Source organism: Halorhodospira sp. 9628, assembly GCF_022228075.1.
GTDB lineage: Bacteria > Pseudomonadota > Gammaproteobacteria > Nitrococcales > Halorhodospiraceae > Halorhodospira > Halorhodospira halophila_A.
Genome location: NZ_JAJNRF010000001.1, coordinates 438,279 through 451,072, shown reverse-complemented (window position 1 = coordinate 451,072; position 12,794 = coordinate 438,279). Strand labels below are relative to the sequence as shown.

The 12,794-nt window shown below is 68.1% G+C and carries 12 protein-coding genes; 5 read left to right on the top strand and 7 right to left on the bottom strand.

The features are described 5' to 3' along the window. Positions 1-5: 5 nt before the first annotated feature. The 7 genes from LRG10_RS02045 to rpsB all read right to left on the bottom strand — a co-directional run bounded on the left by LRG10_RS02045 (position 6) and on the right by rpsB (position 5,795). Positions 6-1,178, bottom strand: a complete 1,173-nt coding sequence (locus LRG10_RS02045) for a 1-deoxy-D-xylulose-5-phosphate reductoisomerase (RefSeq protein ID WP_201242671.1) — start codon at positions 1,176-1,178, stop codon at positions 6-8. Next, positions 1,178-2,002, bottom strand: a complete 825-nt coding sequence (locus LRG10_RS02040) for a phosphatidate cytidylyltransferase (protein ID WP_201242638.1) — start codon at positions 2,000-2,002, stop codon at positions 1,178-1,180. The genes LRG10_RS02045 and LRG10_RS02040 overlap by 1 nt, the downstream gene beginning before the upstream one ends. Continuing rightward, positions 1,995-2,774: a polyprenyl diphosphate synthase gene (gene uppS, locus LRG10_RS02035; RefSeq protein ID WP_201242639.1), complete on the bottom strand. Its 780-nt coding sequence runs from the start codon at positions 2,772-2,774 to the stop codon at positions 1,995-1,997. Before uppS ends, LRG10_RS02040 begins: the two co-directional genes overlap by 8 nt. A 9-nt stretch (positions 2,775-2,783) precedes the next feature. After that, positions 2,784-3,341 (bottom strand): ribosome recycling factor, encoded by a 558-nt coding sequence (gene frr, locus LRG10_RS02030; RefSeq protein ID WP_201242640.1) that lies wholly within the window; start codon positions 3,339-3,341, stop codon positions 2,784-2,786. Further along, positions 3,338-4,084, bottom strand: a complete 747-nt coding sequence (pyrH, locus tag LRG10_RS02025) for a UMP kinase (RefSeq protein WP_201170595.1) — start codon at positions 4,082-4,084, stop codon at positions 3,338-3,340. The genes frr and pyrH overlap by 4 nt, the downstream gene beginning before the upstream one ends. Before the next feature lie 76 nt (positions 4,085-4,160). Beyond that, positions 4,161-5,036, bottom strand: a complete 876-nt coding sequence (tsf, locus tag LRG10_RS02020; protein WP_201242641.1) for a translation elongation factor Ts — start codon at positions 5,034-5,036, stop codon at positions 4,161-4,163. Between the two features lie 15 nt (positions 5,037-5,051). Continuing rightward, positions 5,052-5,795, bottom strand: a complete 744-nt coding sequence (rpsB, locus tag LRG10_RS02015; protein WP_238634552.1) for a 30S ribosomal protein S2 — start codon at positions 5,793-5,795, stop codon at positions 5,052-5,054. Positions 5,796-6,075: 280 nt separating this feature from the next. On the opposite strand from rpsB, the gene map reads away from it, so the two are divergent. From map to dapE, 5 genes are read left to right on the top strand one after another with little or no spacing between them, the layout of a single operon-like run. Next, entirely contained in the window at positions 6,076-6,843 is a 768-nt protein-coding gene (map, locus tag LRG10_RS02010; RefSeq protein ID WP_201242642.1) for a type I methionyl aminopeptidase, read from the top strand. A 29-nt stretch (positions 6,844-6,872) separates the two neighbouring features. Further along, positions 6,873-9,539 (top strand): [protein-PII] uridylyltransferase, encoded by a 2,667-nt coding sequence (glnD, locus tag LRG10_RS02005; RefSeq protein WP_238634550.1) that lies wholly within the window; start codon positions 6,873-6,875, stop codon positions 9,537-9,539. Further along, positions 9,536-10,735: a succinyldiaminopimelate transaminase gene (dapC, locus tag LRG10_RS02000; RefSeq protein WP_201170602.1), complete on the top strand. Its 1,200-nt coding sequence runs from the start codon at positions 9,536-9,538 to the stop codon at positions 10,733-10,735. Before glnD ends, dapC begins: the two co-directional genes overlap by 4 nt. Before the next feature lie 10 nt (positions 10,736-10,745). Next, the gene (gene dapD / locus LRG10_RS01995; protein WP_201242644.1) at positions 10,746-11,567 is read left to right on the top strand and encodes a 2,3,4,5-tetrahydropyridine-2,6-dicarboxylate N-succinyltransferase; all 822 of its coding nucleotides are present in this window, start codon (positions 10,746-10,748) and stop codon (positions 11,565-11,567) included. Next, positions 11,564-12,703: a succinyl-diaminopimelate desuccinylase gene (dapE, locus tag LRG10_RS01990; protein WP_238634543.1), complete on the top strand. Its 1,140-nt coding sequence runs from the start codon at positions 11,564-11,566 to the stop codon at positions 12,701-12,703. The genes dapD and dapE overlap by 4 nt, the downstream gene beginning before the upstream one ends. The last annotated feature ends 91 nt before the right edge of the window (positions 12,704-12,794 follow it).

Genomic DNA, 12,794 nt, shown 5'->3' with positions numbered 1-12,794 from the left:
TCGAATCAGTCCGCGATGCGCCGCACGGCCTCTTCGGCCTGGCGGCGGGCCCGCGCGTCGATCCCACGGGCCGAATCCAGATCCTGGGGGGGCGGTGGGGTTTCCGCCGCCAGGGCCTCCTCGATCACTGGCGCGATGCGGTCGAAACGGAGACGCCCGTCGAGGAAGGCATCCACCGCAATCTCGTTGGCCGCATTGAGCACGGCACAGGCACCGCCGCCGGTACGCAGCGCCTGATAGGCCAGGCGCAGGCACGGGAAACGGCGCTCGTCCACAGCCTCGAAGTCGAGACGACCCGCCGCAGCCAGGTCGACCAGATCGACGCCGGAGGCGATCCGCTCGGGATAGCCCATGGCGTAAGAGATCGGCACCCGCATGTCCGGCGACCCGACCTGCGCCAGGTAGGAACCGTCACGGTAGCCCACCAGCGCATGCACCAGGCTCTGTCGATGAATGACCACATCGACGCACCGAGGTTCCAGGTCGAAGAGGTGGCAGGCCTCGATGACCTCCAGGCCCTTGTTCATCATCGTGGCCGAATCCACGGAGATCTTGCGACCCATGGACCAGTTCGGGTGCGCCACAGCCTCCTCCGGCGTGACCGCAGCCAGGGTGTCGGGATCGCGATCGCGGAACGGGCCGCCGGAGGCGGTGAGCACGATGCGCTCGACCCCCGCCGTGGCATCTGCACCGGCCGGCAGTCCCTGGAAGACCGCGTTGTGCTCGCTATCCACGGGCACGATCCGGGCTCCGAACCGCTTCGCCGTCGCCATGAACAGCTCCCCGGCGACGACCAGTGTCTCCTTGTTGGCCAGCAGGATCCGCTTGCCGGCGCGGCAGGCCGCCAGCGAAGAGGCCAGACCCGCGGCGCCGACCACCGCCGTCACCACGGCGTCCACGTCGCTATCCGCCGCCAGGGCCGCCACACCCTCCTCGCCGGCATCGACCTCGATGTGCTGCAGCCCCTCGTCCCGGAGGCGATGGCGCAGTTCGTCCGCCGCCGCCGCATCGGCAAGGGCCGCGCGTGCTGGACGGTGCTCGCGGCAGATCCGCAGCAACCCCTCCCAGTCCCGGCCGGCGGCCACCGCGTGGACGCCGAACCGTTCCGGATGCCGGGCCGCGACATCCAGGGTGCTCGTGCCGATGGAGCCGGTGGCCCCGAGTACTGCCAGCTGCATCAGATTCCGCTCTGCCACCACGCTAACCCCGCTGCTAGAACCGGCGCCGCCGCAGTCAGGCTGTCGATGCGATCGAGGATCCCGCCGTGCCCCGGCAGGATGCCGCCGCTGTCTTTCACGCCGCGCTGACGCTTGAGCATGCTCTCGAAAAGATCCCCCACCACCGAGGCAACAACGACCGCCACCGTCAGCAGGGCCAGCGCTCCCAGCCCCGGGGCCTGCGGCTGCAGGGCGAGCACCAGCAGCCCGCCCCCGAGCAGCGCAGCGGCACCCCCACCGAGCGCCCCTTCCCAGCTCTTGCCGGGGCTGATCCGCGGTGCCAGCCGGTGGCGGCCCCACGCCCGACCGGTGAAGTAGGCGCCGGTGTCCGCCGCCCAGACCAGCACCAGCAGGAATGTATGCCAGAACGGCCCCCAGGGCGTGCTGCCGTGGAGGTAGACCAACGCCAGCCAGCACGGCCACAGCACCAACCAACCCACCAGGGCAGCCCGCAGGGGCGAAGGCGCCGGGAGGTCACGCCGGCTGTAGAGCAGGAGCCACACCAGGGCCCCGACCCACAGACCGGCCACCGCATAGAGAATACCGCCAGCCGCGACACCGGCTTCCAGAAGCAACCACCCCGGCAGCAGGGTGGCGGCGAACCCGCCCACGATGGCCGCCCTACGCGCCGTGTCCTGAACCCCGATCAACGTGGTCCACTCCCAGGCCGCAAGGGCCGCCGTGGCCCCCAGCAGCACGGCGAGCACCCCGGTGGGGAGCAGCCAGATGGCGGCGAGTAATAGGGGGCCCAACGCCAGTGCCGTCAGCACCCGTGCCTTAAGCATGGCGCACCGACTTCAGCGGACGGGAGGATACGGCGCCAAAGCGGCGATCCCGCCCGGCATAGTCCTCGATGGCGCGGGCTAGCTCCTCGGTGCCGAACTCCGGCCAAAGCGTCTCGGCGAAGTGGAGCTCGGTATAGGCCATCTGCCAGAGCAGGAAGTTGGAGATGCGTCGCTCGCCCCCGGTGCGGATGAACAGATCGGGATCGGCCACATCCGGAAGGGACAGCGCGCCGCGGAAGGCCTCCTCGTCGATGGCCTGCGGATCGACCTCTCCGCGGGCCGCCGACGCCGCCAGGTGGCGGGCCGCCTCGGCGATCTCCCAGCGTCCGCCGTAGCTGGTGGCCACGATCAGATTCAGCCCGGTATTCCCGGCCGTCAGCGTCTCGGCATCGACGAGCCGCCGCTGCAGGGCCTTATTGAATTGCGCCCGATCGCCTATGAAGCTCAGGCGCACCCCGTTCTCGTGGAGCCGCTGCAGCTCCTCATCGAGCGTGGTCCGGAACAGCTCCATCAGCACGCGGACCTCGCCGCGCGGACGACGCCAGTTCTCGCTGCTGAAGGCGAAGAGCGTCAGTGCCTCGAGTTCCAGGCGCCCGCACGCCTCGACCACCTCACGCACCGAGCGCACGCCAGCGCGGTGGCCGGCGTAGCGCGGCTGCCCACGCCGCTGCGCCCACCGCCCATTGCCATCCATGACGATGGCGATGTGGCGCGGTAACTCGACACCGGCTAATCGCTCGGCGATCTGCGCTGGCCCATTCGTCTCCGCCATACGACCTGCTCAGACCTCCATGAGCTCGCGTTCCTTCTCCTCGAGCAGGTCGTCGACTTGCGCCACGTACCGATCGGTGAGCTTCTGAATGGCCTCTTGGGCGCTGCGCTCCTCGTCCTCGGTGATGTCCTTGCCCTTGGCCAGGTCCTTGAGGTCCGAGTTGGCATCCCGGCGGACGTTGCGGATGGCGACGCGGGCCTGCTCGGCCTCGTTCTTGACCAGGCGGACCATCTCCTTGCGGCGGTCCTCGGTCAGTGAGGGCAGCGGCACCCGGATGACCTGCCCGGCCGTAACCGGACTAAGCCCCAGGTTCGAGGCCATGATCGCCTTCTCGATGGCGGGCACCATGTGCTTTTCGAAGGGCGTAACGGCGAGCGTGCGCGAATCCTCCACGCTGATGTTGGCCGCCTGCTTGATGGGCACCTCCATGCCGTAATACTCGACATTCACCTGATCAAGCAGACTTGTATGGGCGCGCCCGGTGCGCAGCCGAGCCAGGTCGTGCTTGAGGCTCTCGACAGCTTTGGCCATCCGGCGGTCGGCGTCTTCCTGGATATCTTCGATCACGATGATTCCTCCTGGGCGCTGGGCAGACCCGGGTCGACCACGGTGCCCACCGGCTCGCCACGGGCCGCGGCGACCATGGTACCCGGGCTGGTGATGTCAAAGACCATGATGCGCATCGCTTGATCGCGGCACAGGACGATGGCGGTCGCGTCCATGACCTCCAGGCGCTTGCTCAGCACTTCATCATAGGTGAGCTGCTGATAGCGTTTCGCCTCGGGGTCGCGGACCGGGTCGGAGCTGTAAACCCCGTCGACCTTGGTTCCCTTGAGCAGCAATTCGGCTCCGACCTCCACGGCGCGCAGACTGGCGGCGGAGTCGGTGGTGAAGAAGGGGTTGCCGGTACCGGCCGCGAAGATCACCACCCGGCCTTTCTCCAGGTGACGCACCGCCCGGCGGCGGATGTAATCCTCGCAGACCTGATTGATCTTGATGGCCGACATGACGCGGCAGAACACGTTCCGCCGCTCCAGAGCGTCCTGGATGGCCAGGGCGTTCATCACGGTGGCCAGCATGCCCATGTGATCGGCGGTGACGCGGTCCATGCCCGATGCGGCCAAGCCGGCCCCGCGGAAGATGTTGCCACCCCCGATGACCACCGCCACCTGGACCCCCATGGCGTTGATCTCGGCGAGCTCGTCGGCGATGCGATCGAGCGTGTTGGCGGCGATCCCGTATTGTCCGTCACCCAGCAGCGCCTCGCCGCTGAGCTTGAGCAGTATCCGGCGATAGTGCGGCACCGTCATGACTCCGGCCTTTCGGTGAGCGGGCGCGGTGCCCGGGAACCCCGGGCACCGCCGTTGCTGATAGCGCCGCCCGGGCTCAGGAGTCGCGGACCTGGGCCATCACCTCGTCAGCGAAGCTCTCGTCCTTTTTCTCCTTGCCCTCGCCGACCTCGTAGCGCGCGAAGCGGGTCACTTCCGCGCCCTTGGCCTTGAGCAGGTCCCCGACGGTCTGATCCGGGTCCTTGACGAAGGGCTGACCGAGCAGCGTGATCTCGCTCAGATGCTTATTGAGCCGGCCCTCGACCATCTTTTCGACGATCTCTTCCGGCTTGCCACTCTCGCGAGCCTGCGCCAGCAGTACCTCTTTCTCGGAGGCCAGCTGATCCGACGGCACATCGTCGGGGCTGACGCAAACCGGCGAGGAGGCCGCGATGTGCATGGCCAGGTCGCGGCCGAGCTGCTCGTCGCCCCCGGTGTACTCGACCATCACGCCGATCCGCGCGCCGTGCAGGTACTGAGCCACCTGGTGGTCCCCAGCGTAGCGGATTAAACGGCGGACCTCGATGTTCTCGCCGAGCTGCGCGACCATCTCCTGGCGCAGGGTCTCCACCGACTTGCCGTCGACCTCGCTGGCCAGCAGGGCGTCCAGGTCCTCGGCGCCGGAGTCCAGAGCCCGTTGCGCCACGGACTCGGCGAAGGCGCGGAACTCGTCGCCGTTGCCGACGAAGTCGGTCTCGGAGTTGACCTCGACGAGCACGCCGGCCTTGCCGTCATCGGAGCGGGCCGCCACGATGCGGCCTTCGGCCGCGACCCGATCGGCCTTCTTGTCGGCCTTGGCCAGGCCCTTCTTGCGCATCAGCTCTGCGGCGGCCTCCAGGTCGCCGTCGGCCTCCACCAGGGCCTTCTTGCACTCCATCATGCCGGAGCCGGTGCGCTCACGAAGCTGCTTGACCAGATTTGCGGATACGGACATCTCTGTTTGCCCCCCTCAGGATGCGGTGTCGTTGATCTCGACGAAGTCGTCCTTGCCCGAGGCCGCGGCATGACTGGTTGCCTGCTTGGCCTCGAGGACGGCATCGGCGATACCGCTGACGTAGAGCTCGATGGCACGGATGGCATCGTCGTTGCCGGGGATGACGTAGTCGACCTCGCGGGGCGAGCAGTTGGTGTCCACCACGCCGATGACCGGGATGCCGAGCTTCTTCGCCTCGGAGATGGCGATGTGCTCATAGCCCACGTCGACGACGAACATGGCGTCGGGAAGGCGCTCCATGTTCTTGATGCCCGAAAGACTGCGATCAAGCTTCTCGCGCTCGCGACTCAGCGCCAGCGCCTCGCGCTTGGTCACCTTGTCGAAGGTGCCGTCCTCCGCCTGGGTCTCCAGGTCCTTGAGGCGGGCGATGGAGTGCTTGACGGTGCGGAAATTGGTCATCATGCCACCGAGCCAGCGGTGATCGACGTAGGGCATCCCGCAGCGGGCCGCATGCTCGCGGACCAGCTCCCGCGCCGGCCGCTTGGTCCCGACGAAGAGGATCCTGCCACCGTTGCTGGCCAGGCGCCCGGCGAAGTTCAGGGCGTCCTTGTAGAGGGGCAGCGTCTTCTCGAGGTTGATGATATGGATCTTGTTGCGCTCACCGAAGATGAAGGGGCGCATTTTCGGATCCCAGAAGCGGGTCTGGTGCCCGAAGTGCACTCCCGCTTCCAGCATCTGACGCATGGAAACGTCGGCCATGTCGGATCTCCTTGGATCGGGTTGAGCCTCCATACGCCCGCAGACGACGACCCGGTCGCGCACGGCCACCGGGCACCCGGTCGAATGTGACGGCGTATGTGTGGATTCAGTGGTTTTCCCAGTTTGCTGGGCGCACCTTTACGCCGCAGCAGCGCGGTTTATACCACTATCGACAGTCGGTTACAAGAATGAACTGCACGGCCTGCCGATGCTGGGCAACACCCTCCACGGCCGGGCGGCGACACACCGCAGGCGAACTCCACATGTTATGATGAGGCGCATGTCTGTACCCATCAAAACCGCTGAAGAGATCGAGGGCATGCGCCGCGCCGGCCGGATGGCCGCGAGCGTGCTGGACATGATCGCCCCCCGGGTCGAGCCCGGGGTGACAACCGAGTACCTCGACGAGCTCTGTCATCGCTACATCACGGAGGAGCTCGGGGCGACGCCGGCGCCGCTGAACTACCGCGGCTTCCCCAAGGCCACCTGCACCTCGGTCAATCACGTCGTCTGCCACGGCATCCCCGGGCCGAAAAAGCTCAAGAAGGGCGATATCCTCAACATCGACGTGACGGTCATCGACCCCGAGGGCTGGCACGGCGACACCAGCCGGATGTTCTACGTCGGCGAGCCGAGCATCCTGGCCCGACGCCTCGTGGAAACCACCCGCGACTGCCTCTGGCGCGGCATCGAGCAGGTCCGGCCCGGCGCCACTCTGGGGGATATCGGCCACGCCGTGCAGTGCCACGCGGAGGAGCACAACTTCTCGGTCGTGCGAGAGTACTGCGGCCACGGCATCGGGCAGAGCTTCCACGAGGAGCCACAGGTGCTTCACTACGGCCAGCCCGGCACCGGCATGCGCCTCGAGCCCGGTATGACCTTCACCATCGAACCGATGATCAACGCCGGAAAACCGGCCACCAAGCTGCTGCGGGACCAGTGGACGGTGGTGACCAAGGACCGCAGCCTCTCGGCCCAGTGGGAGCACACCCTGCTTGTCACCGAGACCGGCTACGAGATCCTCACCCCGGCACCGGACGGCCGCTGAGTCGCCGCCCCATCGACAGGAGCCCCACCATGCCCGCCACGGCCCGCCCCGCCGTCCTGGAGTCCGGTGATCTAGCCCGGGCGCTGGAGGCGGGTGAGCCGCTGCTGCCCACCCTGCGCCAAGCCCTGCGGCAGGCTGATGCAGAGTTCGCCGAGCGATTCCGCGCCGGGACCGGCGCCGAGGAACTGGTTCCGGAACGGGCCGCCCTGGTGGATGAGGTGGTCCGACAATTGTGGCGAGGCAGCCTGGGCGGCGACGATCCAGGCGGCTGCGCGCTCCTGGCGGTGGGCGGCTACGGCCGCGGCGAGCTGCACCCGGGGTCCGACATCGATGTGTTGGTCCTGGTCGCCCCCGGGCGCAGAGAGGCGCTCACCCCTTCGCTCGAATCCCTCATCACCGGGTTATGGGATCTAGGTCTGGACATCGGTCACAGCGTTCGCAGCGTCGAGGAGTGCATCGAGGCCGCCGGCGACGACATCACCATCGCGACTAATCTCATGGAGTCGCGCCTGCTTTGCGGCGACCCGCAGCTTTGTCAGTCGCTGCGCCAGGCCATGTCGGCCGAGCGCATCTGGCCAAGCCCGGCCTTCTTCGAGGCCAAGCTGGCCGAGCAGCAGGCCCGCCACGCCAAATTCCACGACACCGCCTACAACCTGGAACCAAACATCAAATCCAGCCCCGGCGGTCTGCGCGACATCCAGATGGTGGGCTGGGTCGCCAAGCGCCACTTCGGGGCCGAGCACGTGCATGAGCTGGTCGCGGAGGGGTTCCTGACCGAAGCCGAGTACCAGGCCCTCCACGCCGGCCAACGCTTCCTCTGGGACGTGCGCTTCGGTCTGCACCTGATCGCCGGTCGACGCGAGGACCGTCTGCTCTTCGACCACCAGGTCGGTCTGGCCGAGCTGTTCGGCTACGTCGATGACGACCGCACCCTGGCCGTCGAGCAGTTCATGCAGCGCTACTTCCGCACCGCCATGGACATCTCGCGGCTGAACGAGATGCTCCTGCAGCACTTCCAGGAGGCGATCCTCTACGCCGGTTCGGGTACCGAGCCGACCCCGATCAACAAGCGCTTCCAGATCCGCCGCGACTTCCTTGAGGTCACCGACCCCTCGGTATTCCGGCGCTATCCATTCGCCCTGCTGGAGGTCTTCCTGGTGCTGCAGCAGCACCCGGAACTCAAGGGCGTGCGTGCCTCGACCATCCGGCTCATCCGCCAGCACCGGACGCTCATCGACGAGAGTTTCCGGCGCGATCTGCGTTGCCGCAGCCTGTTCATGGAGATCCTCCGCCAGCCCCAGGGCATCACCCACGCCCTGCGCCGGATGCACCGTTACGGCGTGCTCGGGCGCTACATCCCGGCGTTCGGGCGAATCGCCGGGCGCATGCAGTACGACCTGTTCCACGTCTACACCGTCGACTCGCACACCCTCTTCGTGGTGCGCAACCTGCGCCGCATGGCCCTGGCCGAGCACCGTGCCGAGCTGCCCCTGGCCCACGACATCATGCAGCAGCTGCCAAAACCCGAGCTGCTCTTCCTGGCGGGGTTGTTCCACGACATCGCCAAAGGCCGCGGCGGCGATCACTCCGAACTGGGCGCCACCGATGCCTATAACTTCTGCATCCAGCACGGGCTCGGGGCCTACGACGCCCGCCTGGTCGCCTGGCTGGTGCGCCACCACCTGGACATGTCGGTCACCGCGCAGCGCAAGGATCTCTCCGACCCGGCGGTGATCACCGAGTTCGCCCGCGCCATGGGCGACCAGCCCCACCTGGACTACCTCTACCTGCTGACTGTCGCCGACATCCGCGCCACCAACCCGGAACTCTGGAACGCCTGGCGGGCCGCGCTGCTCAACGAGCTCTACGGGCTGACCCGGGCCGCCATCCGCCGCGGACTGGGTAAGCCGCTGGACAAGCGCGAGCTGATCCGCGACACCCAGCGCGATGCCCGGCGAATCCTCCGCCAGCGCGGTTACGGACCGGGGCGCATCCGCAAAGTCTGGGGGGAGCTGCCGGAGGACTACTTCCTGCGCCACAGCGCCGAGGAGATCGCCTGGCACACCGAGGCCATTGCCGAGGCGCTGCCGGCCCAGCTCCCGCTGGTGCTGGCCGCCGCGCAGGACGCTGGAGGCGGCACGCGGATCTTCCTCTACGCACCCGACAGCACCGATCTCTTCGCCCGCTGTGTATGGGCCCTGGACCGGCTCGGTCTGAGCATCCAGGATGCCCGCGTGATCACCACCGACGCCGGCTATACCCTGGACAGCTACCGGGTGCTGGAACAACACGGCGAGCCACCGCGGGAGGAACAACGTATCGAGGAGGTGCGCCGCGTGCTGGCCGCCGCCGCCGCTGAGCAGGGCCCGCCCCCGGCCCCGGTGGCGCGGCACATCCCGCGACAGCTCCAGCACTTTCGCACCGAGACGCAGATCCGCTTTACGGACGACCCGGACAACACCCGCACCGTCGTGGAGCTGATCACCGCCGACCGGCCCGGACTGCTGGCACGGGTAGGCAGGGCGTTCTCGCAGTGCGGCGTGCGGGTCAAGAACGCCAAGATCGCCACTATGGGAGAGAGGGCCGAGGACGTGTTCTTCATCACCGATGACCAGGGCAAGCCTTTGCGCCGGCCGGCGCAGTACCGCTGTGTGCGTCAGGCCCTGCAAGGACTCCTCGACGCGGAGGATCTATGAATCGCGGTCTCTCCGAGCTGCAGCCCTACCCCTTCGAGCGCATGGAGCGGCTTCTGGCCGGGCACCGCGCACCGGCTGCAGCGCCCATCCGGCTGGGTATCGGCGAGCCCCAGGATCCGCCCCCCGAGCTGCTCACCCGGGTGCTCCGCGACAACCTGGATCAGGTAGCTCGCTACCCGGCCACCCGGGGCCTCGAGTCGCTGCGCGAGGCGATCGCCGCTTGGCTGTGCCGGCGTTTCGACCTGCCCGGGACGGCCGTGGACCCGGCGTACCACGTGCTACCCGTCGCCGGGACCCGCGAGGCACTGTTTGCCATCGCCCAGACTGTCATCGGCCGCGGCCGGCCGTACGTGGCCATGCCCAACCCGTTCTATCAGATCTACGAGGGTGCAGCGCTGCTCAGCGGCGCGCGCCCGCTCTACCTGCCCATCGACCCGGGCAGCGGGCTGCCGGATCTCGACGCCATCGAGCCGCGGACCTGGCAGCGGGTCCAGCTGCTCTACCTCAACAGCCCGGCCAACCCGACCGGCGCCGTGGCCGGCACCGACTACCACCGCCGTGTGCTGGAACTCAGTGACCGGTACGGCTTCATCGTGGCCGCCGATGAGTGCTACAGCGAGATCTACGCCGACGAGGACGATCCCCCGCCCGGACTGCTGCAGGTCTGCCAGGCCGAGGGGCGCACCGACTTCCACCGTTGCCTGGTCTTCCACAGCCTGTCCAAGCGCTCCAACGCCCCCGGCCTGCGCTCCGGGTTCGTTGCCGGCGACCCGGGCCTGATCCACGCCTTCCTGCGCTACCGCACCTATCAGGGCTGCGCCCTGCCCCTGCACGTGCAGGCCGCGAGCACCGCAGCCTGGGGCGACGAGAGCCACGTCATCGACAACCGGGCGCGCTATCGCGAGCGCTACCGGGAGGTGTGTACCATTCTCGCCGACGCCCTCGAGGACGTTTCCCCGCCGCCGGCGACCTTCTATCTCTGGCCGCGCACACCGGTGGACGACCAGGAGTTCACCCGGCGGCTTTGGGAGGAAGAGCACGTCACGGTTCTACCGGGCAGCTTCCTCTCCCGCACCGGCCCTGACGGGGTTGCTCCGGGGGCGGGACGCATCCGCATGGCGCTGGTTCCCGACCTGGCCACCTGCATCGAGGCGGCGGAGCGGATCCGGCGGTTTGTCCAGAGAAATTTCCAATAGGGAGCCCAGCATGGCTGCAGACATCCAGAAGGTGATCGAAGAGGCGTTCGAACAACGCACCCGCCTCAACCCGAATGACACCCCCGCCGAGATCCGCGAGGCGGTCGATGAGGCCCTGCGCCGTCTGGATAGCGGCCAGGCACGGGTGGCCGAACCGGGCAACGGGGGCTGGCAGGTCAACGAGTGGCTGAAGAAAGCCGTCCTGCTCTCCTTCCGGCTCAACGACAACCGCCTGATGCGCGGCGGCGTGACCAACTTCTTCGACAAGGTGCCGATGAAGTTCGCCGACTGGGGCGAGGACGCCCTGCGCGAGTCCGGCGTGCGCGTGGTGCCGCCGGCGGCAGCGCGGCGCGGCAGCTACATCGCCCCCGGGGTGGTGCTGATGCCTTCCTACGTGAACATCGGCGCCTATGTGGACGAGGGCACCATGGTCGACACCTGGGCCACGGTGGGCTCCTGCGCCCAGATCGGCAAAAACGTCCACCTTTCGGGGGGGGTGGGCATCGGCGGCGTACTCGAGCCGCTGCAGGCCAACCCGACCATCATCGAGGACGAGTGCTTCATCGGCGCCCGCTCGGAGATCGTCGAGGGGGTGATCGTCGGCCGCGGCGCGGTGATCTCCATGGGCGTCTACATCGGCCAGAGCACCAAGATCTACGACCGCAACACCGGTGAGGTCCACTTCGGGCACGTTCCAGAGGGTGCCGTGGTCGTCCCGGGAAACCTCCCCGCCGCCGATGGCAGCCACAGTCTTTACTGTGCCGTGATCATCAAATACGCGGACGAGAAGACCCGCGCCAAGGTCGGCATCAACGAGCTGCTGCGCCCATGAGCGCAACCCTCGAGCTGGCCCGGGAGCTGATCCAGCGACCGTCGGTGACCCCCGAGGATGCCGGCTGCCAGACCCTCATCGCCGAACGCCTGGCCGCGGCCGGCTTCGGCGCCGAGTGGTTGAGCACCGGCGGGGTGACCAACCTGTGGGCGCAGCGCGGTACCGGGCGGCCGCTGTTCTGCTTCCTCGGCCATACCGATGTCGTCCCCAGTGGCCCGGAGTCAGCGTGGCAGCACCCACCTTTCCAGCCCATCGTCGAAGATGGCTATCTCTACGGCCGCGGTGCGGCGGACATGAAGGGCAGCGTCGCCGCCTTCACCGCTGCCGTGGAGCGCTTCGTCGCCCACCATCCCAAGCACGCCGGCGCCATCGGGGTCCTGCTGACCAGCGACGAGGAGGGTCCTGCGGTGGATGGCACGCGCCACGTGGTGGAGACCCTGGCCGAGCGGGGCAGCGCCATCGACTACTGCCTCGTCGGCGAGCCCAGCAGCCAGGCGCAGTTGGGGGACGAATTCAAGGTCGGCCGCCGGGGGTCGCTGACCGGCCACCTCACCGTCCACGGCGAGCAGGGTCACGTCGCCTACCCGCACCAGGCGGACAACCCCATCCACGGTTTCGCACCGGCGCTGCAGGAGCTCGTGGCCACCGAGTGGGATCAGGGTGACGACGACTTCCCGCCGACCAGCTTCCAGATCTCCAACATCCAGGCGGGCACCGGGGCGGACAACGTCATCCCCGGCGCCATGGAGGTCGTCTTCAACCTGCGCTACGCCCCGACGGTCTCCGCCGAGGATCTGCAGCAACGTATCGAGGCGATCCTCCACCACTACGGCGTCCACTACACGATATCCTGGCGGCACTCGGGCGGCCCCTTCGCCACCCGAGGCGGGGCGCTCATCGAGGCCGTCGAGCAGGCGGTCACTGCGCACACCGGGCGCTGTCCACGGCGATCGACCTCCGGGGGCACCTCCGATGGCCGCTTCATGGGCCCGACCGGCGCGCAGGTGGTGGAACTCGGCCCGCTGAACGCCACCATTCACAAGGCGAATGAGCACGTCGCGGTCGCCGACCTCGAAGCGCTGGAGGCGATCTACTTCGACATCCTGCAGCGCCTGCTGGACTGCGCGGCAGGCTGAGCCCCGGGCGGCGAGGGGCCCGGGGGCGATTTGATGCCTTCGGGCAACAGGATTAGATTGGAAGGCTGACCGGATCAGCGGTACGCGAGTG

What these genes read in the sequence shown, in the direction of transcription:
- pyrH (WP_201170595.1), bottom strand. Translation starts at nt 4,084, where the DNA reads ATGACGGTGCCGCACTATCGCCGGATACTGCTCAAGCTCAGCGGCGAG.
- rpsB (WP_238634552.1), bottom strand. Translation starts at nt 5,795, where the DNA reads ATGGCCGACGTTTCCATGCGTCAGATGCTGGAAGCGGGAGTGCACTTC.
- tsf (WP_201242641.1), bottom strand. Translation starts at nt 5,036, where the DNA reads ATGTCCGTATCCGCAAATCTGGTCAAGCAGCTTCGTGAGCGCACCGGC.
- dapE (WP_238634543.1), top strand. Translation starts at nt 11,564, where the DNA reads ATGAGCGCAACCCTCGAGCTGGCCCGGGAGCTGATCCAGCGACCGTCG.
- dapC (WP_201170602.1), top strand. Translation starts at nt 9,536, where the DNA reads ATGAATCGCGGTCTCTCCGAGCTGCAGCCCTACCCCTTCGAGCGCATG.
- dapD (WP_201242644.1), top strand. Translation starts at nt 10,746, where the DNA reads ATGGCTGCAGACATCCAGAAGGTGATCGAAGAGGCGTTCGAACAACGC.
- glnD (WP_238634550.1), top strand. Translation starts at nt 6,873, where the DNA reads ATGCCCGCCACGGCCCGCCCCGCCGTCCTGGAGTCCGGTGATCTAGCC.
- map (WP_201242642.1), top strand. Translation starts at nt 6,076, where the DNA reads ATGTCTGTACCCATCAAAACCGCTGAAGAGATCGAGGGCATGCGCCGC.
- LRG10_RS02040 (WP_201242638.1), bottom strand. Translation starts at nt 2,002, where the DNA reads ATGCTTAAGGCACGGGTGCTGACGGCACTGGCGTTGGGCCCCCTATTA.
- uppS (WP_201242639.1), bottom strand. Translation starts at nt 2,774, where the DNA reads ATGGCGGAGACGAATGGGCCAGCGCAGATCGCCGAGCGATTAGCCGGT.
- LRG10_RS02045 (WP_201242671.1), bottom strand. Translation starts at nt 1,178, where the DNA reads ATGCAGCTGGCAGTACTCGGGGCCACCGGCTCCATCGGCACGAGCACC.